23 protein-coding genes are annotated in these 24,860 nt (G+C 65.6%); 9 read left to right on the top strand and 14 right to left on the bottom strand.

The features are described 5' to 3' along the window. Positions 1-4: 4 nt before the first annotated feature. The 14 genes from P1U75_RS02655 to P1U75_RS02720 form a co-directional block, all read right to left on the bottom strand. Positions 5-469 (bottom strand): paraquat-inducible protein A, encoded by a 465-nt coding sequence (locus P1U75_RS02655; protein ID WP_300239469.1) that lies wholly within the window; start codon positions 467-469, stop codon positions 5-7. A gap of 113 nt (positions 470-582) precedes the next feature. After that, the gene (locus P1U75_RS02660) at positions 583-1,329 is read right to left on the bottom strand and encodes an ATP-binding cassette domain-containing protein (RefSeq protein ID WP_300239471.1); all 747 of its coding nucleotides are present in this window, start codon (positions 1,327-1,329) and stop codon (positions 583-585) included. Beyond that, positions 1,326-2,111 (bottom strand): ABC transporter permease, encoded by a 786-nt coding sequence (locus P1U75_RS02665; RefSeq protein WP_300239473.1) that lies wholly within the window; start codon positions 2,109-2,111, stop codon positions 1,326-1,328. Before P1U75_RS02665 ends, P1U75_RS02660 begins: the two co-directional genes overlap by 4 nt. Beyond that, positions 2,108-3,145, bottom strand: a complete 1,038-nt coding sequence (gene alr, locus P1U75_RS02670; protein ID WP_300239475.1) for an alanine racemase — start codon at positions 3,143-3,145, stop codon at positions 2,108-2,110. Before alr ends, P1U75_RS02665 begins: the two co-directional genes overlap by 4 nt. 80 nt (positions 3,146-3,225) lie before the next feature. Beyond that, positions 3,226-3,657, bottom strand: coding sequence for a nuclear transport factor 2 family protein (locus P1U75_RS02675; RefSeq protein WP_300239477.1), 432 nt, complete (start codon positions 3,655-3,657; stop codon positions 3,226-3,228). A 3-nt stretch (positions 3,658-3,660) separates the two neighbouring features. Further along, complete coding sequence (locus P1U75_RS02680; protein ID WP_300239479.1) at positions 3,661-5,148, bottom strand: replicative DNA helicase; 1,488 nt, start codon at positions 5,146-5,148, stop codon at positions 3,661-3,663. A 271-nt stretch (positions 5,149-5,419) separates the two neighbouring features. After that, positions 5,420-6,097 (bottom strand): orotate phosphoribosyltransferase, encoded by a 678-nt coding sequence (locus P1U75_RS02685; protein ID WP_300239481.1) that lies wholly within the window; start codon positions 6,095-6,097, stop codon positions 5,420-5,422. A 113-nt stretch (positions 6,098-6,210) separates the two neighbouring features. Then, positions 6,211-7,692: a hypothetical protein gene (locus P1U75_RS02690; protein ID WP_300239484.1), complete on the bottom strand. Its 1,482-nt coding sequence runs from the start codon at positions 7,690-7,692 to the stop codon at positions 6,211-6,213. 201 nt (positions 7,693-7,893) lie between these two features. Beyond that, a complete protein-coding gene (gene pyrC / locus P1U75_RS02695; RefSeq protein WP_300239487.1) occupies positions 7,894-8,934 on the bottom strand; it encodes a dihydroorotase in 1,041 nt (346 codons plus the stop codon). A 57-nt stretch (positions 8,935-8,991) separates the two neighbouring features. After that, positions 8,992-9,999, bottom strand: coding sequence for a phosphoadenosine phosphosulfate reductase (locus tag P1U75_RS02700; RefSeq protein WP_300239489.1), 1,008 nt, complete (start codon positions 9,997-9,999; stop codon positions 8,992-8,994). A 155-nt stretch (positions 10,000-10,154) separates the two neighbouring features. Continuing rightward, positions 10,155-10,544 carry an MAPEG family protein gene (locus P1U75_RS02705; protein WP_300239491.1) on the bottom strand — a complete coding sequence of 130 codons (390 nt, stop codon included), beginning with the start codon at positions 10,542-10,544 and terminating at the stop codon, positions 10,155-10,157. Between the two features lie 102 nt (positions 10,545-10,646). Continuing rightward, positions 10,647-11,708, bottom strand: coding sequence for a glycosyltransferase family 2 protein (locus P1U75_RS02710; protein ID WP_300239493.1), 1,062 nt, complete (start codon positions 11,706-11,708; stop codon positions 10,647-10,649). 8 nt (positions 11,709-11,716) lie between these two features. Then, entirely contained in the window at positions 11,717-14,086 is a 2,370-nt protein-coding gene (locus P1U75_RS02715; protein WP_300239495.1) for a glycosyltransferase family 2 protein, read from the bottom strand. Then, a complete protein-coding gene (locus P1U75_RS02720) occupies positions 14,086-15,114 on the bottom strand; it encodes a glycosyltransferase family 2 protein (protein WP_300239499.1) in 1,029 nt (342 codons plus the stop codon). Before P1U75_RS02720 ends, P1U75_RS02715 begins: the two co-directional genes overlap by 1 nt. 204 nt (positions 15,115-15,318) lie before the next feature. Between P1U75_RS02720 and P1U75_RS02725 the strand changes: the two genes are divergently transcribed. The 9 genes from P1U75_RS02725 (at position 15,319) to P1U75_RS02765 (ending at position 24,819) form a co-directional block, all read left to right on the top strand. After that, positions 15,319-16,227 carry a MoxR family ATPase gene (locus tag P1U75_RS02725; RefSeq protein WP_300239501.1) on the top strand — a complete coding sequence of 303 codons (909 nt, stop codon included), beginning with the start codon at positions 15,319-15,321 and terminating at the stop codon, positions 16,225-16,227. 87 nt (positions 16,228-16,314) lie between these two features. Continuing rightward, positions 16,315-17,571, top strand: a complete 1,257-nt coding sequence (locus P1U75_RS02730; protein ID WP_300239503.1) for a VWA domain-containing protein — start codon at positions 16,315-16,317, stop codon at positions 17,569-17,571. Between the two features lie 93 nt (positions 17,572-17,664). Next, positions 17,665-18,222: a YeeE/YedE thiosulfate transporter family protein gene (locus P1U75_RS02735; RefSeq protein WP_366914938.1), complete on the top strand. Its 558-nt coding sequence runs from the start codon at positions 17,665-17,667 to the stop codon at positions 18,220-18,222. 3 nt (positions 18,223-18,225) lie between these two features. Then, complete coding sequence (locus P1U75_RS02740) at positions 18,226-18,822, top strand: DUF6691 family protein (protein WP_300239507.1); 597 nt, start codon at positions 18,226-18,228, stop codon at positions 18,820-18,822. A 214-nt stretch (positions 18,823-19,036) separates the two neighbouring features. Continuing rightward, a complete protein-coding gene (locus tag P1U75_RS02745; protein WP_300239510.1) occupies positions 19,037-19,507 on the top strand; it encodes a DUF1203 domain-containing protein in 471 nt (156 codons plus the stop codon). Next, a complete protein-coding gene (locus P1U75_RS02750) occupies positions 19,504-20,478 on the top strand; it encodes an XdhC family protein (RefSeq protein WP_300239512.1) in 975 nt (324 codons plus the stop codon). The genes P1U75_RS02745 and P1U75_RS02750 overlap by 4 nt, the downstream gene beginning before the upstream one ends. Further along, complete coding sequence (locus tag P1U75_RS02755; protein WP_300239515.1) at positions 20,475-21,482, top strand: molybdopterin-binding protein; 1,008 nt, start codon at positions 20,475-20,477, stop codon at positions 21,480-21,482. Before P1U75_RS02750 ends, P1U75_RS02755 begins: the two co-directional genes overlap by 4 nt. A 338-nt stretch (positions 21,483-21,820) precedes the next feature. Then, on the top strand, positions 21,821-22,306 hold the full coding sequence (locus tag P1U75_RS02760) for a (2Fe-2S)-binding protein (RefSeq protein ID WP_300239518.1): 486 nt from the start codon (positions 21,821-21,823) through the stop codon (positions 22,304-22,306). 149 nt (positions 22,307-22,455) lie between these two features. Further along, positions 22,456-24,819, top strand: coding sequence for a xanthine dehydrogenase family protein molybdopterin-binding subunit (locus P1U75_RS02765; RefSeq protein ID WP_300239520.1), 2,364 nt, complete (start codon positions 22,456-22,458; stop codon positions 24,817-24,819). The last annotated feature ends 41 nt before the right edge of the window (positions 24,820-24,860 follow it).

Genomic DNA, 24,860 nt, shown 5'->3' on the forward strand with positions numbered 1-24,860 from the left:
GCCGTTATTGCCCGCCCGTGCCCTGCGCCTCAAGCCCCCGCAACTTCCGGTCGGTCAGAAGGCCGAGCACCAGAGAGGCGAGAATGCAGAAGGTGAAGAGGTAGAGACCCCAGGCCACCTCGATCCGGGCGTAGGAGATGCCCTTGGCGATGGTAATGTACAAGGCGATGAGGAAAATGTCCGCCATCGCCAGCTTGCCCAGCACGGTCAGCACCGGCAAAGCGCGGGTATCCAGCAGCCGCCACTGCACCAGCGCCAGCCCGATGGTCTTGAGGTAGGGTGCGAAGAGGGCAAAGACGGTGACCACGAGGGCAAGGAAAATGTCCGTCCGCCACAGTGATTGCACCCCGGTGATGACGGAGATTTCCGACAGGCCGAACAGCGGCAGGAACCCCGCGCGCAAGAGCGGCGCGAACCAGGCGACCGGGTAGAGCACCAGCAGGGCGAGGTTGGCGAGGCGGAGGATCATCATAGGGGCCTAGCCGATTTCACCGGCATTGGGAACGTGGATGGATGCGTCGGCCGGTGCAATTGTCTTCGAAGAAAATCACCGGAAAATTCGAATTTTCTCTTCGCCAGGGTTCACCGCACCGCTTCGATCGGCCCCTCGGCGCGGCCGTGGATGAACTGGTCGAGGTAGGGATCGCCGGAATGGTCCATCTGCGCCACCGGGCCGGTCCATTTGATCACCCCGTCATGCAGCATCGCCACATTGTCGGCGATGGCGCGCACAGAGGTCATGTCATGGGTGATGGTCATCGCCGTGGCGCCCATCTCGACCACGATCTCGCGGATCAGCTCGTTGATCACGCCCGCCATGATCGGGTCGAGTCCGGTGGTGGGCTCGTCGAAAAAGATGATCTCGGGGTCGGCGGCGATGGCGCGGGCAAGGCCGACGCGTTTCTGCATGCCGCCGGACAGCTCGGCCGGGAACAGGTCGGCGACCTCAGGCTTCAGCCCGACGCGGCGCAGTTTCTCGATGGCGATCTCGCGCGCCTCGGCCTGCGGGCGCTTCAGTGCGCCGCGCAGCAGGCGAAAGCCGACATTTTGCCACACGGGGAGCGAGTCGAACAGCGCGCCGCCCTGGAACAGCATGCCAAAGCGGGCGAGAAAGGCATCGCGGTCGCCGCTGGTGGTGTCTTTGCCATCGACCAGGATGCGGCCCGTGTCCGGCGTTACCAGTCCGAGAACGGATTTGATCGCCACGGATTTGCCGGTTCCCGAGCCGCCGATGATCACCATCGATGTGCCCTTGGGCACGTGCAGCGTAAGCCCGCGCAAAACGCGGTTGCTGCCAAAGGCTTTATGGACGTCCTCAAACCGGATCATACCGAGAAAAAAGCCCCCGTGATCAGGAAATTGGCGGCGAGGATCAGCACCGCGGCGACCTCGACGCTGGTCTTGGTGGCCGCCCCCACGCCCTGGGCGCCGCGGCCCGAATTCATGCCGTAGTAGCACCCCATCAGCGTGGCGATGCCGCCGAAGACGCAGCCCTTGACCAGCGAGGAGACCACGTCGAGCCCTTCGAGGAAATCTACCGTGTTCTTGAGATAGGCCGCCGGATTGAAACCGAGGTTCTCTGTCGCCACGATATAGCCGCCGGCGACCCCGATCACGTCGCCGACGCCCACCAGAACCGGCACTGTCAGCAGCCCGGCCAGCAGCCGCGGCGCGGTCAGGTATTTCATCGGGTGGGTCGAGAGAGTGACCAGAGCGTCGATCTGCTCGGTCACCTTCATGGTGGCCACCTCGGCTGCGATCGAGGAGGTGACGCGCGCCGCGATCATCAGTCCCGCCATCACCGGGCCCAGCTCGCGCACCATGCCGATTGCGACGATCTGCGGCACCACTGCCTCGGCGTTGAAACGCGCGCCGCCGGAATAGATCTGAAGCGCCAGCGCGCCGCCGGTGAACAGCGCGGTCAGACCGACCACCGGCAGCGACAGCCAGCCGATGTTCAGCAGCGCATTGAACAGCTCGCGCGGGTAATAGGGCGGGCGGAAGATGTGGCTGAAAGCCGAGAGCGCATAAAGCGCCACGCGCCCGACCGAGGCCAGTGCGGCCAGCACCGTCCGGCCCAGCCGGGCGAGGGGGGTAAGCAACGCGGTCATGTCAGGTAGCTGCGCGCATAACGCGCGCCCAGCGATGTCAGGATCTCGTATCCGATGGTGCCGGCGGCGTCGGCCAGATCGTCAACGCCCTGGTGCGGGCCAAGGATGCTCAGGGCCTCCGGGGCTGCGTCCCCCAGCCCGGTGATGTCCACCCCGATCAGGTCCATCGAGATGCGCCCGGCCAACGGGCAGCGGGTATCCCCGTGCCAAAGGTCCAGGTTGGGGGCCATGGCGCGAAACAGCCCGTCGGCATAGCCCGCCGCGACAGTGGCGATGCGCGCGGGGCGCTGAGCGGTCCAGGTGTTGCCGTAGCCCACGGTTTCGCCCGGCAGGATCTCGCGCGTCTGGATGACAGGCAAGTCGAGCGCGACCACCGGGCGCGCGTCCTCGAACGGGCGGCCGCCGTAAAGGCCCACGCCGGGGCGAGTAAGGTCGAAATGATAATCCGCGCCCAGCAGCGTGCCCCCCGTGGCCGAGAGCGAGCGGGAGATGCCCAGCCCGTCGGTCATCTCGCGGAAACAGCGCAACTGTTTCGCATTCATGAAATGGCCCGGCTCGTCGGCGCAGGCCAGATGCGACATCAGCAGCACCGGAATCTGCTGCAGCACCGGATCGCGCAGGGCGGCCCATTCGGCGGGCTCCATGCCCAGCCGATTCATCCCGGTATCCAGCTGGATGCCGAAGGGCTGGCGCGGCAGGGTTTCGAAATGGCGCAGCACCTGATCGACCGAGTTCAGCATCGGCGTCAGGTCGTTGTCGCGGATCAGGTCGGCATCGCCTGCCATGTGGCCGGAAAACACCCCGATCATCGGCCCGGGCCCCAGGGCCGCGCGCAGTTCTGCTCCCTCTTCGGCGGCGGCGACGAAGAACCGGCGCGCCCCGGCCTGCGCCAGGGTGTGGGCCACGGGACTGACGCCCAGCCCATAGCCGTCGGCCTTGACCACGGCGGCGGTTTCCACCGTGTTGATGGCGTCCAGCGCCCGCCAGTTCGCGGCGAGGGCCTCAAGATCGATGGTCAGGCGTCCGGTGCTCATGGGCCGTTCATGACATGGGGGCGCGGGGCGTCAAGGGTAAAACCGCCACGACCGCGCGCGCGGTCTGGTAGGCGCGGAAATCAGGCGGTCGGGCGGGGCGTGGAGTGCCACCAGATGCGCACCTCGCGCGCCAGACCGGAGGGGTCGAACTCGCCCACCAGCATGCCGTCAAGTTCCATCCGGGGTAGCGGATCGCCCGGCTTGCGGTCGGGCAGACCAGTGCCTGTGGACTTGGCCCAGATCGCGAAAAGCTCCTCCGAGGCGACCTGATAGGTCACATTCCAATGCGCGATGCCGCCGGCCGTCGTTTCGCCCAGTACCTCGTAGCGCAGCGCGATGTCCTGCTGCAGCTTGATCCTGTCCCAGTAGGCGGCCAATGCCTCGGGGCCCTGCTGCACCTGGAACGGCGTGTTGTGATACCGCCCCCCGGGCGCGAACAGCGCGGCGAACCCTTGCGAATCCTGCCCCTCCCAGACGCGCTTGTAGGCGGCCATGAAATCGTGGATCGGCATCGCTCAGAACTCCTGCACGCGGTCTTGTTGCCAGGCCTTGGCCAGGTTGCCAAAGCGGGTGAATTGCGCCTCGAAGGACAGCTCGATCGTGCCGATGGGGCCGTGGCGCTGCTTGCCGATGATCACCTCGGCCTTGCCGTGCAGGCGCTCCATCTCCTCGATCCAGCCGGCCATCGCCTCGACGTTGTCCTCGCCGGGCTTCTCGCGTTCCTTGTAGTACTCGCCGCGATAGACGAACATCACCACGTCGGCGTCCTGCTCGATCGAACCGGATTCGCGCAGGTCCGAGAGCTGCGGGCGCGTGTCATCGCGGCTTTCCACCTGGCGCGACAGCTGCGACAGGGCGATGACGGGGATGTCCAGCTCCTTTGCGATGGCTTTCAGACCCATCGAAATCTCGCCGATCTCCTGCACCCGGTTGTCCGAGGTGCCGCGCACAAGCTGGAGATAGTCGACGATCAGCAGATCGAGCCCGTGGGTCCGTTTCAGCCTTCGGGCGCGGGCGGCCAGCTGGGCGATCGGGATGGCGGCGGTATCGTCGATATAGAGCGGGCAGGCCTCCAGCGCCTTGGCCGCATCGACGAAGCGGCGGAATTCCCCCTCGGTCATGTCGCCCTGCCGGATCTTGTGGCTGGAGATTTCCGAGGCCTCGGCCAGGATCCGCCCGGCCAGCTGTTCGGCGCTCATCTCCAGCGAATAAAAGCCGACGACGCCGCCCTCGACCGCGCCCTCGGTGCCATCGGGCAGGGTGCCACGCTTGTAGGACTTGGCGACGTTGAAGGCGATGTTGGTGGCCAGCGAGGTCTTGCCCATCGACGGGCGGCCGGCAAGAATCAGAAGGTCGGATTTGTGCAGCCCGCCCAGCTTGTGATCCAGATCGTTCAGCCCGGTGGCGATCCCCGCCAGCCCGCCTTCGCGCTGATAGGCGGCATTGGCGACGTTGACGGCGTCGGTCACCGCACGCAGAAAGCTTTGAAATCCGCTTTCGGACTGGCCCTGTTCGGCAAGGTTGTAAAGCTGCTGTTCGGCTTCGACGATCTGCTGCTTCGGACCGCTGGCAACATCGACGCGGGCGGCCTTGTCGGAAATCGACTTGCCCAGCCCGATCAACTCGCGCCGGATAGCAAGGTCATAGATCATCTCGGCATAGTCGCGCACCGCAAAGGCGCTGATCGCCGCCCCGGCCAGCCGCGCGAGGTAGGCCGGGCCGCCCAACTCCTTGAGGCCCTCGTCATGTTCCAGAAACGCCTTGAGCGTGACCGGAGAGGCCAGCGCATTCTTGGCGATGCGCGCGGCGGCCACCTCGTATATGCGGGCGTGAACCGGGTCATAGAAATGCTGCGAGCCGATGACGCTCGCAACTCGGTCGTAGACGTCGTTGTTGGTCAGGATCGCGCCGAGGAGTTGCTGTTCCGCCTCGATGGAGTGCGGCATGGTCTCCGCGTCCTGGGTCTCGGGCGTGGCCGGATTGACCGCTGTGATCTCGTTCATCTCTGTCCCGTTCTGCCTGTCTGCCGCGTCTGGCTGCGCGGTCGTTGTCCGGTCTGGCGCCGGTTTGGCCCTTGTACCGAAACCGGGCCCGAAACCCTACAGGGAAATCTCTGTGGGGAACCCGGTGGATAAGCCTGTGGGGCTCTGCCCGCTTCCGATCATCATTCGAGATAGGGTAGCATAGTTCACGCTAACCGCGAAATGTTGCGGTCACATTGTGATTCTGTGGACAATACATCCACAGGTCGCCTTGCCCGAACAATGCGGAAGGTCAGGATTTGTGGCGTTCCTGCCAGCCGCGCGGGTCATTGAGGAACTGCTCGACCCCGCGCAGGGTATCGCGGCTGAAGGCCCCCGAATCCTTGGCCTCGGCCAGCACGTCCCACCAGGTGCACAGGTGGTGCAGGCTGACCCCGTGATCGCCCAGCGTCTTCTCGGTCTCCGGGAAGATCCCGTAGTAGAAGATCACCGCCGTGTGGGCGCAGGTCGCGCCGGTGGCGCGAATCGCATCGACGAACGACAGCTTTGAGCCGCCATCGGTGGTCAGATCCTCGACCAGCAGAACCCGCTGCCCCTCGTGCATCGCGCCCTCGATCCGGGCGTTGCGGCCGTAGCCCTTGGGTTTTTTCCGCACATAGGTCATCGGCAGGCCCATCCGCTCGGCCACCAGCGCGGCAAAGGGGATGCCGGCGGTCTCGCCGCCGGCGATGTTGTCAAAGGCCTCGAAGCCGGCGTTGCGCATCACGGTGACGGTCAGGAAATCCATCAGGGTGGAGCGGATGCGTGGATATGAGATCAGCTTGCGGCAGTCGATGTAGGTCGGGCTGGGCAACCCGCTGGCCAGCGTGAAGGGCTGTTCGGCGTTCAGGTGCACCGCCTCGATTTCCAACAGCATCCGCGCGGTCAGGCGCGCCATCTCTTGCGGCAAGGGATAGGAGGAGGGGATCATCGCGGCACTCCGTTCGGGCGGCAGGGTTTCGGCGGGCTTACCGGAGGCCCGGAAAAAAGAAAAGCCCGCCGGGCGCGGGGCCGTGCGGACTTTGGGGCAGCTGACTGGGCGGCTCAGAACAGGAAATCGTTGGCCGCGAGGTCCGCTGCCGCGACCCCGTCCAGCGTGATCGTGTTGCCGCTGCCGTCGTCGATCACCGCATTGCCGGCGACCTCGGACAGGTGGTTGTTGCTGAGATCCTTGAAGTTCTTGATCGAGGTCACACCGGTGAGGTCGATCTTCTCGCCTGTGCCCTTGGTTTGGAAGTCGTGGATCGTATCGTCGCCGAACTTGCCGCTGAAGATGAAAATGTCGGTCTTGGCGCCGCCGTAGAGGTCATCGTTCCCTTTGCCGCCGTCAAGCTTGTCTTTGCCGTTGTCGCCGTTAAGGACGTCCTTGCCGTTGCCGCCATAGAGCTTGTCGTTGCCGCCGCCGCCTTGCAGAACGTCCTTGCCGCCCAGCCCCTTGAGCACGTCAGCACCGCCTTCGCCGCGAATGTCGTTCGCGGCCCCCGTGCCGGTGATCGTGTCTTTCGAGTCGGTGCCGCGCGCGTTCTCGAAGTTCTTCAGCGTGTCGCGATCGCCGAACCCGTCGATGGCATAGCCTTTCTTGAGGTTCACGGTGACGCCATCGGTGCCGCCATAGCTCGCATCCTTGTCATAGCGCACGGTATCCGTTCCCTTGCCGCCGCTCAGCACATCGTCGCCGGCAAGGCCGCGAATGTGATTGTCGCCCTTGTTGCCGGTGAGTTTGTCGTCGAACAGGCTGCCGCGCAGCACCTCGATGCCCTTGAACTTGTCGGTGTCGCCCCAGCCATCGGTCGCCTTGCCGGTAGCGAGATTGGCGATGACGCCGGAGGGGTCGTCCTTGTAGCTGACCTGATCGAACGTGCCTACGCCGCCCTTGTAGGTGTCGTTGCCTTCGGAGGAGATGAAATAATCGTCGCCATAGCCCCCCGACAGCACGTCCCGTCCGGCGGTGCCGGTGATGTCCTCGTCAGCGCCCAGAATGGTGGCGCTTTCGATATCGCCCCATTCGATCAGCTTGCCTTCGCCAAAGGCGCCGGTCACCTTGTAGACGCCGGTGATGTAAGTATCGCTGTTCGCGAAGTTCTCGAACTCGGAGAGGGAGCTGAAATCCGGCAGGGGGTCGCCGTCCAGTACGAAATGATAGCGGGTGCCGTATTCGTAGCCCCCCGTCACGTTCTCGCCCTTCACCACTTCGAACTCCATTAGAACGGTGGAATGCGACACGCCGCCCATGGTCCAGTTCACGCCGATGATGTTGGAATCGATATCCGTGGTATAGGCGTCCATACCATCGAGCGAGAGCTCGTAAGTGTCGATGATGGTGTTGATATCGACCCAGACGTTGCCGTCAGCGAGGTCGACTTCGTTGATCTCGTAAATGAACCCGGCGCCGGGATCGGCCGTGACGTTCATCGAGACGCTGGCATCGAAGCTGGTGGAGGTGTCGTCCCCGCTGTCCCAGAAATAGCGGTAGTCGTAAGAAAAACCGGCAATCGAATAATAGGTGGTGTACGCAACTGAAGACATTTGTCCGCCTTTTTGCCAAAATAACACAAATCCGCTCACCGGAGGCGAACGGTTTCATTCGGGCGAGCCTTGAAATATTTCCGGCAATACGTCAAGGCAGGCTGTCTTGGGGGATAGGGAACAACCTCAGGGAATGCAGTGTTATCAGGAGTTCAGCCCCCAAGGCTGGCTGTCACCTGCCCCCAGAAGAAAACCTGCCGGTCAGGCCTCGACCACCCGCCAGTGCAGCGGAAAGCCGGGGTCGAACACGGTCACCGGGCCTTCGCCGATTGCGATATGAGATGGATAAGAAACCGGTTCGCCCTTTTCCAACGTGATCCGGTCCTCGTTCGCGGGCAGCCGGTAAAAGGCGGGACCGTGCAGCGAGGTGAACCCCTCCAGCCGGTCCAGCGCGTCTTCGCGTTCGAACACCTCGGCCAGCACCGACATTGTGTTGGTTGCGGTGAAACAGCCGGCGCAGCCGCAGGCACTTTGCTTGTTGGCGTCGGTATGCGGCGCGCTGTCGGTGCCAAGGAAGAAATGCGGATCGCCTGACGTGGCGGCGGCGACCAGCGCCTGGCGATGTTCCTCGCGCTTGGCCACCGGCAGGCAGTAGTAATGCGGGTGGATGCCGCCGACCAGGATGTGGTTGCGGTTGATCACCAGGTGATGCGCGGTAATGGTGCCGCCCATGTCGTCCTGCGATTTGACGTAGTCGATGCCGTCGGCGGTGGTGATATGCTCCATCACCACGCGCAGCCCCGGCGTGGCCCGGCGCACCGGGTCCAGCACGCGCTCGATGAACACCGCCTCGCGGTCGAAGATATCGACCGCCGGGTCCGTCACCTCGCCATGCACGCAGAGCGGCAGGCCGATCTCGGCCATCTGGTCCAGCACGCCTTGCACCTTGTCGAAATCCTGCACGCCGCTGGCGGAGTTGGTGGTGGCCCCCGCGGGGTAGAGCTTGACCGCCTTGACCAGCTTGCTTTCGGCCGCCGCGGCCACATCCGCCGGGTCGGTCTCTTCGGTGAGGTAGAGCGTCATCAGCGGCTCGAATGTCATACCCTCGGGCAGCGCGGCCAGGATACGGTCGCGATAACCGGCGGCCTGCGCCCCGGTCACAACCGGCGGCACCAGGTTGGGCATGATGATGGCGCGGGCGAAATGGCGCGCGGTTTCGGGCAGCACACCGGCCAGCATCGCGCCATCGCGCAGATGCAGGTGCCAGTCGTCGGGGCGGCGGAGGGTCAGGGTTTCGGTCATGGCGGCTGCGCTAGCACAGCCGCAGGGATCGGGCCAGAGGCTTTGGCGCGCCCTGCGTTATTCCGCCGGCGGTGGCGGCGGGGTGAAGACGCCTTCCTGGGCCTGTTGTTCGAGCTGATCGAGCCTGCGGCGGAACCGGCGCGCCCGTATGCGCGAGGTCACGTTTCGGCACAGCAGTGTCGTCAGATAGGGCCGCTCGTTCTGGTCCAGATGCGCCATCAGGTTGCGCAGATAGGGCATGTGATCGCGTCTTGCCCGGTAGAGCGCATGGAACTTGCTCTCGGTCAGCTTGCCCGCGCCGGCAAGGGACAACAGCCGGTAGAGCAGATTCATCTCGATCAGCTGGGTCTGCAGCGCGCCCCCCATGAACGGCATCCGCAGCCGCGAGACATTGTTGCGCTCGAACAGTGTTGCATGCATCGCGTCCAGCGCCTGACGGGGATCGTAAAGCACAAAGGCGCGCTCGGCGGCGTCCAGCATGTCGGGCGCATAGCCGTACCGGTGGGAGAAATCGGTGCGCCGCATCTCGACAAAGCGGTCGTCCCATTCCGTCATCCGTGCGGCAAGGGTCGCCTGGGGCTGCACCGCGATCACGGTGGCGCCAGGCGCTGCCACCGAAAACGCCGTCGCCGCATACCCGCAGGGTCCAGCGCCGTAGAACAGGACGCGGTCGAAATCCTCGAAGAACCCGTCGTCGATCAGCTGGTCGAAAAAGCCATAGACCGCGTCATCGCGGAACCATGTGTCGCCATCGGAAATCACGCATAGATGCGACCACCCCAGGGCCTTGACCATGTCAAAGCCAAAGGGTTGCGCGGTTTCCGACAGGGCCCGGATACCCTGCAGTGTCTCGAAGGTGACCAGCAGCGTCGGCTTCTTGTCGATGAAGGTGGCGAAATGGCGTGCGCCCAACTCCTGGGACATGCCATGCGCCTCGGCCAGCGCGACTAACGCGGCCTTCCACTCGGCCTTGTTCAGATCGGCCAGAGAGGCTTCGATCCCGGTCTCGTCGTCCGGCCGGTCGTCGCCCAAACCATCGTCGTTCAACCCGTCGTCGTCTTGCATGGTGCCGTCCTGCATGGTGCCGTTCTCGGTTGCCCGGCCACGTGTCGGGCCGGTTCTGTCCGAGGTCAAGCTAGCCGGGGAATGAGGCCGAAGTTGGGAGAACCCGGGTCCGCTTCCGGGCTGTTATGTGACCGGCGCGCTTGGTCCGACGGGCCTCACAACACGGCGTGGCCGATATTGGCAATCGCCGCAACCAGAAGCACGAGAAAGGTCAGCGTCGCGCCGCCGCCGCGCAGGGCCGGGGTATGGGGCAGGCGACCCATGCCGATGCCATGCATCACCCGCGCCACCAGCAACGCGGCGCCCAGCGTGTGGGTCGCCACGGCGGGCATGCCCTGGGCCTCGCCCAGCCCGATCAGGAGCAGACCCATCGGAACATATTCGGCGAAATTGGCATGGGTGCGCATGGCGTTCTGCATCACCGGATCGCCCTTGTCGCCGCTGGCGACCTTCTGCTTCACCCGGACCTTGACGACCCAGAGGCTGAGCGCGACGTAGAAAAGGCCCAGAAGGCCGGCGTAAAGCGCGGTGACGGCAAGAGACATGTTCGGATTTCCAAATGGTTTCGCATTCTGTGCACGGCATATTTCGCCGGGACCGGAATGTGAATATGCGGTCTGCCGAGAAGGGCCACCAGGCCCGTGCCCCTACGCCCCTTTGATCCGCCCCACATTGGCGAACCCGGCCAGGGTGCGGGCCGAGTTCAGCGAGATCGGCCGCGACGGGGGCGTCATCAGCAGCCGAGCAAACAGGGCGCGGTAGGGTTCCTGTTCCATCAGGGCCAGGAACCGCGCCTTGCGCCAGGCGACCGCCTCGGCGTGCAGCCGGCCAAGCTCGGCGTCGGCGAGCAGCTCTTCGCGCAGCGGCCTGCTGCGCGGCGCAACGTGCTGGATACTGGTGTCGCTGTCCGTGTTGAAGTTCCGCTCCACCCAGTAATCGACGTCGAGCATGTGGTCGGCATGCACCGCGCGGCCCCGGTCGGCCTTGAGGATGAAGCTTTCCATTGACCCGAGCGCATAATGGTTGAGCTGCGCCAGCGCATAGTTCGACCGGCCGTAGGTGTTGAACACGCGGGTCTGCTTGAACTGGTCCTCCAGCTTGCGGCCCTCGCCATCGTACCACTGCGCCTGGCCAAGCTTTTCCTTGTCGGGCGCGCGCGGGCGATGCACGCCGAGCTTCCGGTAGGTGCCGTCGTTGCGATAAAGCGTCTTGAACATCGCCGCCCGCCAGGGCCAGTACATCACCACAGGCGCGCAGCGGGTGAAGCTTTCGGTCACCGGGCTGTCACGGTAACGCACGATCCCGGCATTTCCAAACAATCGCCAGGTCAGGGTGATCGCCGTGGCCTTCGGCAGCGCCTCGATCAGCGCGGAAAGCGTGCTGTCCCCGACATGGACATTGACGAACTCGTCGATGTCCAGAGTCATGATCCAGTCGGCCTTTTTCACCCGTTTGTGCTTGTCGGCCAGCTTCAGCCCGGTGAACTGGATGCCGCCTTTGTCATAGGGGCCATCATTACGCAGGTGCACCAGCCAGCCCATTTGCTCCAGCCGGTCGAGCATTGTGTCGGTGCCGTCCTGGCAGTCGTTGGAGAGCACCAGAAAATCGGTGAAACCCGCGGCGCGGTGATGGGCCAGCCACTCCAGCAGAAAGGCCCCCTCGTTGCGCACCGTCAACACGGCCAGGATGCGTTGCGGGGGGCTGGGCATCGCGCCGCTCAGCTTTCCAGGTCGAGCGCCAGCGCATAGGCGGCGCGCTCGGTTCCGGTCAGGCGGATCTCCAGCGCCTGGCGATAGAGATCCTCGAATTCGGGCGTCGCGTGCAATTCGGCCGCCTTGGCGTGATGCCAGGCCAGCCCCTTTTCGTGCAGGGTGCGCAGCCGGTCGTCGGCCATCAGCCGATCATACTCCTGCCGCAGGCGCGGCAGGTTGCGCTGGATCGTAACGTCGCGGGCGTCGTCCCAGTCCATCCGGATCCAGTAGTTCAGCCCGATCGACCGGTCCACGTGCAGGGCGCGCCCGCGCTGGCGCTTGATCAGGAAACTGTCGGCCGAGCGCAGCGCGTAATGATTGAGTTGCAACAGGTCGTACCCGACCGAGCCTTTCGAACTGCGCCAGCCGTTGTCGATCGCCTCCTTGGTCATGTCCTGTCCCGATCCGTTGACCCAAAGCACCTTGTCGCGCTGGTCCTCCAAAAGCTTGTTGGGGCGGTGGCAGCTCATCTTCTGGTAGGCGCCGATGTTGCGGAACATCGTCTTGAATCCCCAGACCGTGTGCGGCTTGGGGCAATATGCCGGCGCGCAGCGGTCGAACTGACCGATGACGAAATCATCCTCGATCCGGCGCACCCCGCTATGGCCGAACAGCCGCCATGTCATCGCCACGTTGGTGGCCTGCGGCACCCGGTCGAAGAAATCCTGCAGGGTGCCGTTGCCGCAGCGCACGTTCACGAACTCGTCCACGTCGATATGCAGCAACCACTCGGCGTTGCGCACCACCGGCTCCTTCAGCGACATGTTCAGCGCGTGCTGCTGGGGCGACTGGCCGCGCCAGTCGTTGTTGTTGCGGTGCTCGACCACGCCCATCTTCTGCAGCCGGCGCAGGATCTCGTCGGTGCCGTCGGTGCAATCGTTGGTGTAGATCAGGAAATTGTCGATGCCGATGGCCCGGTGATAGGCCACCCATTCGACGATATAGGGCGCCTCGTTCTTCATGCAGCCGACGATGACATTGCCAGAGGACCCCTCGGCCAGGGTTCTTTTCCGAGCAGGGGCAAAGGCGGCGGCCAGGTCCTCCTCGTTGACCGCGCCCAGCCGGTTGTGCGGCGCATAGGCCGAGGTTTTCAGGTGATGGAACTTCTCGACCGCTGCGGGGGGCAGAAGCCTGCGCGCGGTCTCGCTCATCCCGCCGCTGTCCATTTTTCCGCCCTGTCCCGGCGCATGCCCGTTCACCTGCGCCAGATCCGCGTGTTTCCCCTCGCGCTCCTCCTTCGACAGCTTGTCGATCCGGGGCAGGAAGGCCAGCAAATAATGCGAGGCGCGATAGCCGCGTTCCGTGTCTGCCTCCTGCCAGTCGGGCAGGGCGGGATCGGGGCGTAAGGTGTCCGGGCTCAGCGCTGGATGTGCCTTGATTAGGACGGCACCATCCTCGGCGAAGCGGGCCGAAACCGGTGCCAGCGCACCGGGGGCGAGCGGCGCGCCGACGATGGCGATCTCGTCGAGGAAGCCGCGCCAGACCGGGCGCGGCAGGATGCGTTTGCGATCCTCCAGAAGTTTGAGCAGCAAGGTATTGAGCTGCCGGGCGCGGGCCAGCGCCGCCGCAGAGGGCCCGGCGGGAACATCGACCGGCTCGACCTTGCCCAGGGCAGGCGCGATATCGAAGGCGGCGCGCACTTCGTCGACCGCGTCCGCCCCGTGCAACCGCGCCGGATCGTAGGGGCGCAGCGTGACCGATCCGGGCCCGAACACGTCCTCCCAGAACCGCACAAGGGCGGCATAATCCAGCCAGAAGGGCGGCGCCTGGGTTTCCAGGAACTGCCCGCCGGCGGGATCGACCCTTGGCGCGGCGGCAAGGCTGTCCTCCCACCAACTGCCGCCCGCACGGGCCTGCTCCAACTCACGGCTCAAGGGGGCCGCGCGCCCCTCCATCACCTGCCCGGCATAGGCACGGGTCAGCGCGCGACCCGGCTCGTCGACATGGGCGACGATGCGGATATCTTCCGACAACGGGGTCAGCAGCGCCTTGAGCCGCTCCAGTTCCGACTGGCGGTGCAGCGCGCTGCCCAGTTGCTCGGCGGCAAGGATCAGCGTCTGGGGCCGTGTCTTCTCGATATCCTCGGCCAGGGTCCGGCCCAGCATCGCGCGCAGCTTCTCCTGCTTGTCCGGCGCGATGAAACCGCGATTGAACCGCAGCGGGTCGATATGATCGGGATCGCTCACCGCCATGAACAGCCGGGTGTGGTTCCGGGAACCCGGGGAGCGAGGGAACAGGATGCCCTTGCCCCTGAGCTGCGCGCGCCTGGCGTCCAGAATCTGGTGCAGCCGGTGGGCGCCCATGTATTGCGGGCCGATATGCAGGTATATCCGCATCAGCCGATCCCCAGCCGGTCCAGCATCGCGGCCTCCTGCGGCGGCAGCACCGGGGCCGCGCGCAACTGGTCGCGCATCTGGCGATAGGTGGGCTGTTGCAGCAGGACATCGCGTTTGGCCCGGTGAAGCTGAACCGCCTCGGCGTGCAGCGCGCCGATCCCGGGGTCGGATTTCAGCTCCGCCAGCGCCGCGTTCAGCGCCGGGAGATAGCGGTGGATGCTCTCGTCCCGCCAGGCCGGGTCGTTGCGCTCGCGCCAGTAGGTATCGTCAAAGGCGCGATGCTCGCGGTTGACGTCGCCGCGATCGTTCTTGACCAGATAGCTGTCGAGCGAGCGCAGCGCGTAGTGGTTCAGGGTGGCGAAATCGCGTGCACCCCTGGCGGGAAACTTGCGGAGGCGGTCAGGATTGGCCGCAACCAGGAACCTGTAGGGCACCGGGCGCCCCGATCCGTCGGTCCATTGCGGGCGCCGGTCGCGCGCCAGACCGCGTTTGAAAAAGGGGCGATGCGCGCCAAAGTATTGCAAGGGAAAATCCTTGCGCACCAGCGACTTGACTTCACATGCCAAGTCGCCGCACCAGATGTCCGGATCGTGACTGCGGGTGAACTGGGCGATCACCGGCACATCCTCAAAGGTCTCGATCCCACCGTTGGCGAAGAACTGGAAACTGACCGAGATCGCCTGCGGATCATGGCAGGCCGCGATCAGCGCGGGAATGCTGTGATCCCCGACATGGATGTTCAGGAACTCGTCCACGTCGGCGATCCAGACCCAGTCGGCCTGTTTCACCACCTGCTGGTGGGCGGCGTGCTTCAGCGCCTCCATCTGGTAGTTGCGCCCCTTGGCCGGGTTCGGCAGGTGCCGCACGACACCGCGCGCGGCCAGCGCATCCAGCAGCCGGTCGGTGCCGTCGTCGCAATCGTTGGAATAGAACAGGTGGTCGGTGACCCCGATCAGCCGGTTGAAGGCGATCCATTCCAGCAGGAAGGGCCCCTCGTTCTTCACGCAGGTCACCGCGGTGATCCGCATGTTGCCTCCTCAGCCCGGCGGGTGATCGTGCCGCCGATGGTTTCCGTCTGCCCCGGCAGGCGCCTGTGCTGCGCCCGCATCTTGTTGCGCGAATCATCGCAGCTTGCGCGTGGCCCGTCAACATCGCGCGGAGGGTCTCGCTTGCGGTCAACGGCTTGACGCTGGCGCCGTCTCATGCCCTCCTCGGCATGAGGGAGGACCCGCATGCAGAAACCGCAATCCATCGACGAGGTGCAGGCGCAACTGGCCGGGCAGGACTATGTCTGTGGCCGGGCGCTGGGCACCGTCGCCTTTCTGGCGCTGAAACTGGGCCGGCCGCTGTTTCTCGAGGGAGAGGCCGGCACCGGCAAGACCGAGATCGCCAAGGCGCTGGCCGCCGCGCTGAACCGCCGGCTGATCCGGCTGCAATGCTACGAGGGGCTGGACGCCGCCAGCGCCGTCTACGAATGGAACTTTCCCGCCCAGATGATCGCGATCCGCACCGCCGAGGCCGAGGGCAACGCCGACCGCGACCTGTTGCGGCGCGAGCTGTTCGGCCCCGATTACCTTGTCGAACGCCCCTTGCTGCAGGCGATGCGCCCCGACGAGCATGGCGCGCCGGTGCTGCTGATCGACGAGATCGACCGTACCGACGAACCCTTCGAGGCCTTCCTGCTCGAGGCGCTCAGCGACTACCAGGTGACCATCCCCGAGCTTGGCACCATCGCCGCCCCCGAGGCCCCGATCGTCATCCTCACCTCCAACCGCACGCGCGAGGTGCACGACGCGCTCAAGCGCCGCTGCCTCTATCACTGGGTCGATTACCCGGATTTCACCCGCGAGATCGAGATCCTGCACGCCCGTGCCCCCGAGGCCACCGAAACCCTCAGCCGCGAGGTGGTGGCCTTCGTTCAGAAACTCAGGACCGAGGACCTGTTCAAGAAACCGGGCGTGGCCGAGACCATCGATTGGGCCAAGTGCCTGCTGGCGCTCGACGTGATCACGCTCAGCCCGCAGGTGATCGCCGATACCCTGGGCGCGATCCTGAAATACCAGGACGACATCCAGCGCATCCAGGGCGGCGAGGCCAAACGCCTCCTCGACGAGGTGCGCGCCGAACTGGCGCCGGCGTGACGCCGATGGCGCTTTTTCTGGCTCGAAATACTCTGCGGGGGTGCGGGGGTGCAAAACCCCCGCTGCTGCGATCAGCGCGGGGGCACCATGCCTGAATATGCCCCCCTCGACATCCCCGAGGACGGCAAGCTCAGCGACAACATCCTGTGGTTCGCCCGCGCCCTGCGCAAGGCCGGGTTGCCGATCGGGACGGGGCGGGTGATCGACGCGGTCCGCGCGGTCGAGGCGGCAGGGTTCACCTCGAAATCCGATTTCTTCTATACCCTGCGCGCCTGTTTCGTCTCGCGCCCGGAACAGGCCACGGTGTTTGCCCAGGTGTTCCGCCTCTACTGGCGCGATCCGCGCTTCATGGAGCACATGATGGCGATGATGCTGCCCGCCGTGCGCGGCGTGCAGGAAGAGCGTGCGGCCCAGGCGGCTGAAAAACGTGCCGCCGAGGCGCTGCTGGATGGCGCACAGGGCGATCTGCCTGAGATGGAAAACCCGCGGGGCGAGGATGAGGTCCAAATCGAGATCGACGCCTCGCGCACCATGTCGGGCGAGGAGCGGCTGCGCAGCCTCGATTTCGAACAGATGAGCACCGATGAGATCGCCCGCGCCCGGCGCATGCTGGCCCGCCTGACCCTGCCGGTGAAACCGATCGCCTCGCGCCGGGCGCAGGCCAGCCACAGCGGCCATCGCTATGACCTGCGCCGCAGCTTGCGCGAGGCGATGCGCCGCGGCGGCGAGATGGGCCGCCTGTACCGGGTCGAACCGCGCCCGCGCTGGCCCAATCTGGTGGTGCTTTGCGACATTTCCGGCTCGATGAGCCAGTACAGCCGCATGGTGCTGCATTTCCTGCACGCGGTGGCGAATGCGAAGGGACAGGGCTGGGCAAAGGTCCATGCCTTCACCTTCGGCACCCGGCTGACCAATATCACCCGCCATCTGCGCCAGCGCGATGTCGATGCCGCCCTCGCCGCCGCCGGGGCCGAGGCGCAGGACTGGGAGGGCGGCACGCGCATCGGCGACTGCCTGCATGCCTTCAACCGCGACTGGTCGCGCCGGGTGATGGGGCAGGGGGCCGTTGTGCTGCTGATCACCGACGGGCTCGACCGCGACGACCCCGAGCAACTGGCGCGCGAGATGGAGCGGCTGCACCTTTCCGCGCGGCAGCTGATCTGGCTCAACCCGCTGTTGCGCTGGGACGGCTTCGCGCCCAAGGCGCAGGGGATCGCCGCCATGCTGCCCCATGTGGACAGCTTTCGCGCCGGCCATAACATCGCCGCGCTGGAGGACCTGGCCGAGGCGCTGTCGCGCCGCGACGACCCGGGCGACAAGGCCCGGCTGATGGCGCTGCTTTAGCTTTCCTCTCCCGTCTCGTTCACCTTGATCTGAATCATTCCGAAAACGGAATATGAAACCTATTCTGGCCGCAGAAAGCATTTTGCGAAAGGAATCAACATGACGCTGAACTGGAAAATCGGCGGCTTGCTGCTGGGACTGGTGTTCTTCGCCGCAGTCCTGCTGGTCAAGCCGATCGGTGTCTCGACCCAGTTCGTCATCCTCGACGGGATCGTCGCGGATCTGGCGAACCCCGATCTGGTGACGCAGACCGATGACGGCTACACCTCGACCAACGCCTACCTGGCCAAGTCGGGCGGCAAATATGCCAAGTCGGTCGCCAACCCCCTGAACTACAGCTTCATCTTCGTCCTCGCGATGGTGGTCGGCGGCTTCGTCTCGGTAAAGATGCGCGGCGGGCTGGATCAGGCCGAAAAGACCATGCCGGCGCTCTGGCGGGCGAATTTCGGCGATAGCGCGGCCAAGCGCAACATCGCGGTCTTCATCGGCGGGTTCATCGTGCTCTACGGCGCGCGGCTGGCCGGCGGCTGTACCTCCGGGCACATGATGTCGGGGATGATGCAGACCTCGCTCTCGGGCTACATCTTTGCTCTGGGCGCCTTCGCGGCGGCGGTGCCGGTGGCCATGATGCTTTATCGGAAGGAGGCCTGATCCATGACCTCGATCATTCTCGCAATCGTCATCGGTCTTGCCTTCGGCTTCGTGCTCGACCGGGTTGGCGCCACCAACCCGACGATCATCGGGCGGATGCTGAACCTGACCAACCTTGCCCTGGCCAAGACCATCCTGCTGGCCATTGGTGTCGGCTCGGTGCTGATGTTCGGCGGCCAGATTCTGGGCCTTGTCGATGTCGGCCACATGTCGGTCAAGGCGGCCTATATAGGCGTCTTCCTCGGCGGGTTGATGCTGGGCGCGGGCTGGGCGCTGGCGGGCTTCTGCCCCGGCACCGGCGTCGTCGCGGCCGGGTCGGGCCGCAAGGACGCGCTGTTCTTCATCGCCGGCGGGTTGCTGGGGGCGGCGGCCTACATGGTGACCTACCCGTCGTGGAAGGCGTCGGGGCTGCTCGACAGCTTTGCAGGGGGCAAGGTGACCCTGGGCACCGTGCCGGGGTCGAAGTTCGACGGCCTCACCGCCCTGCCGGGGGATATCTTGGGCCTCGTGCTGGGGCTGGGCTTCGTCGTGCTCGCCTTTGCCCTGCCGGATCGCCTGGCGGGTCAACCCGGCGGCGCGGCACAGCAGCCCGCCGAGTAAAGTCAGAGTTCCGGGGCCTTCGCGGGCCCCGGGTCGTGGTCGCCGCTTGCGGCCACGCGCAAGCGGCCCGGTTCCCGTGTTCCTGCCGGGCCGCTTTTGCCCCCGTTTCGGGGGGGCTAGTTCTTCGAAAGGATGATATCGCAGGAACCGGGTCGCCCCGACCCCGGTGCGCGGCCTATCCCTCTGGCATTCGACCCCCAGAGGAGACCCGGCGATGACCCTTCACTTTCACCCCTATGACAGCGATTTCGTTGCCCGCGTGCGCGCCGGTGGCCCCGACGTCTATGGTGCTCCGGCCGAACCTTCGGTGGCCGAGGGAACCGCCAATCCCTGCCGCCATTGCCTGCGCCATATCCCCGAGGGCGCGCCGATGCTGATCCTTGCCGCGCGCCCCTTTCCGGCGCCGCAGCCCTATGCCGAGACCGGGCCGATCTTTCTGTGCGGCGAGGATTGCGGCCCCTGGCACGGCGAGGGCGTGCCGGAGATCCTGACCACCGCGCCCGATTATCTGCTCAAGGGCTACGGCGCCGATGATCGCATCGTCTATGGCTCCGGCAAGGTGGTGCCCGTCGATCAACTGTCCGCCTATGCGGCAAGCTTGCTGGAAGACCGGCGCATCGCCTATGTTGACGTGCGCTCGTCGCGCAACAATTGTTTCCAGGTCCGCATAACGGAGCGATCATGACCGAACCCTTCGATACCATCCCCGAGACAGCCCTTGCCTGGCACGGCGCCGGTCGCGGTGCGGCGCTGGCCACCGTGGTCGAGACCTGGGGCAGCGCGCCGCGCCGGGTGGGGGCGCAACTGGCGATCTCAGGCGATGGAGAGATCGCCGGGTCGGTCTCCGGCGGCTGTGTCGAGGGGGCGGTGATCGTCGAGGCGCAGGAGGCGATGGAGGCGGGCGAACACAGGATTCTTGAGTTCGGGGTCAGCGACGGCGACGCCTTTGCCGTCGGGCTGGCCTGCGGCGGCACCATCCGGGTGCTGGTCGAGCCGGTGGGCGCGGCCATGCCCGAGGGCCTGCTGGCCGACCTGGTGGCGGCGCGCGCCGAACGGCAGGCGGTGGCCTATGAGGTGAACCTCGCGGACGGGGTTCGGCGACTGCTGCACGAGGCCTATCCCGAACGCATGCGGATGGATCGCTCCGGCTTTGAGGATGACGGGCAAACCTTTGTTTCCATTCATAATCCCCCGCTGCGCCTGATCGTGGTGGGCGCCGTGCACATCGCCCAGGCGCTGGTGCCTATGGCGCGGATCGCGGGCTATGATGCCACTGTCATCGACCCGCGCGAAACCTTTGCCTCGCCGGCGCGGTTCCCCGATGTGACCCTGATGCACGACTGGCCGGACGAGGCCGTTGCCCACCTGGGGCTGGACGCGCGGACGGCGCTGGTTCTGTTGACCCATGATCCGAAACTGGACGACCCGGCGCTGGAGGCGGGGTTGCGGGCGGCGTGTTTCTACATCGGCGCGCTGGGCTCGACCCGGACTCATGCCAAGCGGGTGGAGCGGATGACGGCGGAGGGGTTCACCGAGGCGGAGATCGGGCGGATTCATGGGCCCGTCGGCCTCGATATCGGGGCGGCGGGACCGGCGGAGATCGCGGTGTCGATCCTGGCGCAGATGACGGCGGTGCTACGCGGGCGCGCCGGATGAGGTTCGGTCCGATCCCGGTGTCAGAGGCTGTAGGCGCCCTTTTGGCCCATTCCATAAAATTGGAAAAAGTAAGGCTTAGAAAGGGGTTGAGGCTCGAAGCTGAGCATTTGCGACAACTCCGCGACGGCGGGGTGGATGAGGTCATCGTGGCCCGGCTCGATCCCGGCGACCTGCATGAGAGCAGCGCGGCCGGGCAACTTGCCGAGGCGCTGGTGCCCGACCCGCGGGCGGTTGGGCTGCGTCTGACCGCGCCGTTCACCGGGCGGGTGAATGTGGTTGCCGAAGGGGCCGGGGTGGTTCGGCTGGATGTGGCGGCGCTGGAGGCGTTCAACCGGGTCGAGCCGATGATCACCATTGCGACCGTGCCGGATTACCAGCAGATGGCGCCGGGCGGTATGGTGGCAACCATCAAGGTGATATCGTTTGCCGTTCCGGAACAACAGGTTAGACGTGCCTGTGAGGCCGCTCGGGGGGCGTTGCGGCTGGCGCGGCCGGCCTATGAGACGGCCTCGCTGATCGTCACGCTGGTGCCGGGTGGGCCGGGCGAGGACAAGGCACGGCGGGTTATCGGGGATCGCCTGAAAGCCTTGGAAATTCAAATGGATGAGTGTGTTTCCGTGGCACATGACACCGATGATCTGGCCGAGGCGATAAAGCGGGCCAGGGGGCAGATGGTGCTGGTGCTGACCGGCTCGGCCACAATGGATATCGACGATGTGGCGCCGCTGGCGCTGCGCCGCGCGGGCGGGCGCGTGGAGCGGTTCGGGATGCCGGTTGATCCCGGTAACCTGCTGTTTGTTGGGGATTTATCCGGACGTCCGGTGATCGGTTTGCCGGGCTGCGCGCGCTCGCCTGCGTTGAACGGGGCGGATTGGGTGCTGAGCCGGGTGGCCTGCGGGTTTGCAGTCACCGGCGAGGATATCGCCGCGATGGGGGTGGGCGGGCTGCTCAAGGAGATCCCGACCCGGCCGCAGCCCCGGGCCGGGCACGGGGCCAGATCGTAGAGTTTCGCCGCCATTTCGTACAATCCTGCCCGGGCGCAATGGGTGCGGTCGCAGCGGATTGGGGAGTTTTTGGGGCGTTTTGTACAGTTTGGGCCTCCGGGGTCGGTCGGAACTGGTTTCCGAAGAGTTAAGGCGTCGCGTCGGGCAGATCACTCTGCACCCCCCTTCCCGCAGCGGTTGCGCCCGATTTTCTTACGACGCGGCCTGGCCGTCCGGATCGGCTCGCCGGGCCTAGGGCGCAATTTGCGGATTTCACCTAAAAAATTCATTTCTCAAATCGCCGGTGGCCGTGCTTAACTCGCCCGCGACGGATCGTCTAAATAAATCGGGAGGAACTTATGACACAGGTCTCAATGACCGTGAATGGAAAGCCGGCCAGCGGCGATGTGGAGGGGCGCACGCTGTTGTCGTCCTTTCTGCGTGACCAACTGGAGCTGACCGGCACCCATGTCGGATGCGACACCAGCCAGTGCGGTGCCTGCGTGGTGCATGTGGACGGCAAGGCGGTGAAATCCTGCACCATGCTGGCTCTGGAGGCGGAGGGGGCCGAGGTCTCGACCATCGAGGGGCAGGCGGCGCCGGATGGCACGCTGAACGTGATTCAGCAGGCGTTTCAGGATCATCACGGGCTGCAATGTGGATTCTGCACCCCCGGCATGGTGATGAGCGCGGCGGCGTTGCTCAAGGAGAACCCCAAGCCCAGCGAGGCAGAGATCCGCGATTACCTGGAGGGGAACATCTGCCGCTGCACCGGCTATCACAACATCGTCAAGGCGATCATGGCCGCCAGCGGCCAGGACGTGAGCGCAATCGCGGCGGAGTAACCGGCGGATCTGCGCGGGCGGAGGAAATTGGACGCGAATGCCGGGCTGAAGCCCGGCCTACACAGCGGCCCGACAGCATCCGACCAGCACCGCGCGAGGCCCGTAGGCCGGGTTTCAACCCGGCACAGTGACAAGGGAGGAATTCGACCATGCCGAAGGACCACGGGATCGGCGCCAGCCCAAAGCGGCGCGAGGACGTGCGGTTCCTGAGCGGAACCGGGAATTATACCGACGACATCAACCTGCGCGGTCAGGCCTATGTGCATTTCCTGCGCTCGGACCTGGCGCACGGGAAGATCAACGGGATCGACACCACGGCGGCCGCGGCGATGCCCGGCGTGCTGCGCATTTTCACCGGCGCGGATTTCGAGGGGGTCGGCAGCATTCCCTGCGGCTGGCAGGTGACCGACAAGCACGGCCAGCCGATGCAGGAGCCGGCACACCCGGTGCTGGCGCAGGGCAAGGTGCGCCACGAGGGCGATCCGATTGCCGCCGTGGTCGCCGAGAGCGCCGCGCAGGCGCGCGATGCCGCCGAGGCGATCGAGGTCGATCTGGAGGAGCTGCCGGCGGTCGTGGACATGAAGGCGGCGCTGGCCGACGGCGCGCCGAAGGTGCATGACGATCTGACCTCCAACCTGTGCTATGACTGGGGCTTCGTGGAGGAGAACAAGGGCGCGGTCGAGGAGGCGTTCCAGAAGGCGGCGCATGTGACCACGCTGGAGCTGGTCAACAACCGGCTGATCGCCAACCCGATGGAGCCGCGCGTGGCGGTGGGCGATTACAACCGCGCCAGCGATGACAGCACGCTTTACACCACCAGCCAGAACCCGCATGTGATCCGGCTGCTGATGGGCGCCTTTGTCCTGGGCATTCCCGAGCACAAGCTGCGGGTGGTGGCCCCGGATGTGGGCGGCGGTTTCGGCACCAAGATCTTTCACTACGCGGAAGAGGCGTTTTGCACCTTTGCCGCGAAAGCGCTCAACCGGCCGGTGAAATGGACCGCCAGCCGCTCGGAGGCGTTCATCTCGGATGCGCATGGGCGCGATCACGTGACCAAGATCGAGCTGGCGCTGGACGCGGAGAACAATTTCACCGCGCTGCGCACCGATACGATGGCAAACATGGGGGCGTATCTGAGCACCTTCGCGCCCTCGGTTCCGACCTGGCTGCATGGCACGCTGATGGCCGGCAATTACAAGACGCCGCTGATCTATGTGAACGTCAAGGCAGTGTTCACCAACACGGTGCCGGTCGATGCCTATCGCGGCGCCGGGCGACCGGAGGCCACCTATCAGCTGGAGCGGGTGATCGACAAGGCGGCGCGCGAGCTGGGCGTGGATCCGATCGCCTTGCGCCGGCAGAACTTCATCACCGAGTTTCCCTATGCCACCCCGGTGGCGGTGGAATATGACACCGGCGACTACAACGCGACGATGGACAAGCTGGAGGAGATGGGCGACTTCAAGGGCTTTGCCAAGCGCCGGGAGGCGAGCGAGGCCAGGGGCAAGCTGCGCGGGCTTGGCGTCAACTGCTACATCGAGGCCTGCGGCATCGCGCCCAGCAACCTTGTCGGCCAGTTGGGCGCGCGCGCGGGGCTCTATGAGAGCGCCACGGTGCGGGTCAACGCCACCGGCGGCCTGGTGGTGATGACCGGCAGCCACAGCCACGGGCAGGGGCATGAGACCAGCTTTCCGCAGGTGATCGCAGAGATGATCGGCATCGACGAGAGCATGGTGGAGATCGTGCACGGCGACACCGCCAACACGCCGATGGGCATGGGCACCTATGGCTCGCGCTCCCTCGCGGTGGGGGGCTCGGCGATGTTCCGGGCGACCGAGAAGATCATCGCCAAGGCCAAGAAGATCGCGGCGCACCTGATGGAGGCCGCGGAGGCCGATATCGAGCTGAAGGACGGCGCGTTTTCTGTCGCGGGCACCGACAAGTCGGTGGCCTGGGGCGATGTCTGCCTGGCCGCTTATGTGCCGCACAACTATCCGCTGGAAGAGATCGAGCCGGGGCTGGAGGAGACGGCGTTTTATGACCCGTCGAACTTTACCTATCCGGCCGGGGCCTATGCCTGCGAGGTGGAGGTCGATCCCGACACCGGCAAGGTCAGCATCGAGCGGTTCTCGGCGGCGGACGATTTCGGCAATGTGGTCAACCCGATGATCGTCGAGGGGCAGGTCCATGGCGGGCTGGCCCAGGGCATCGGGCAGGCGCTTTTGGAGCGGGCGGTCTATGACGAGAACGGCCAGTTGCTGAGCGCGTCCTACATGGATTACGCGATGCCGCGGGCCGATGACGTGCCGTTCTACAACGTCGATCATTCCTGTGCCACGCCCTGCACCCACAACCCGCTGGGGGTGAAGGGCTGCGGCGAGGCAGGGGCGATCGGGTCGCCGCCGGCGGTGGTCAACGCGGTGGTCGATGCGCTGCAATCGGCCGGGCGCGACGTGACCCATATCGACATGCCGCTGAGCCCGAACCGGGTGTGGCAGGCGATGCACGGGTGATCAAGGGCGGGAGGGGGGGGGGGGGGGGGGGGGGGGGGGGG

The sequence above is a fragment of the Antarcticimicrobium sp. genome, from assembly GCF_029212575.1.
GTDB lineage: Bacteria > Pseudomonadota > Alphaproteobacteria > Rhodobacterales > Rhodobacteraceae > Antarcticimicrobium.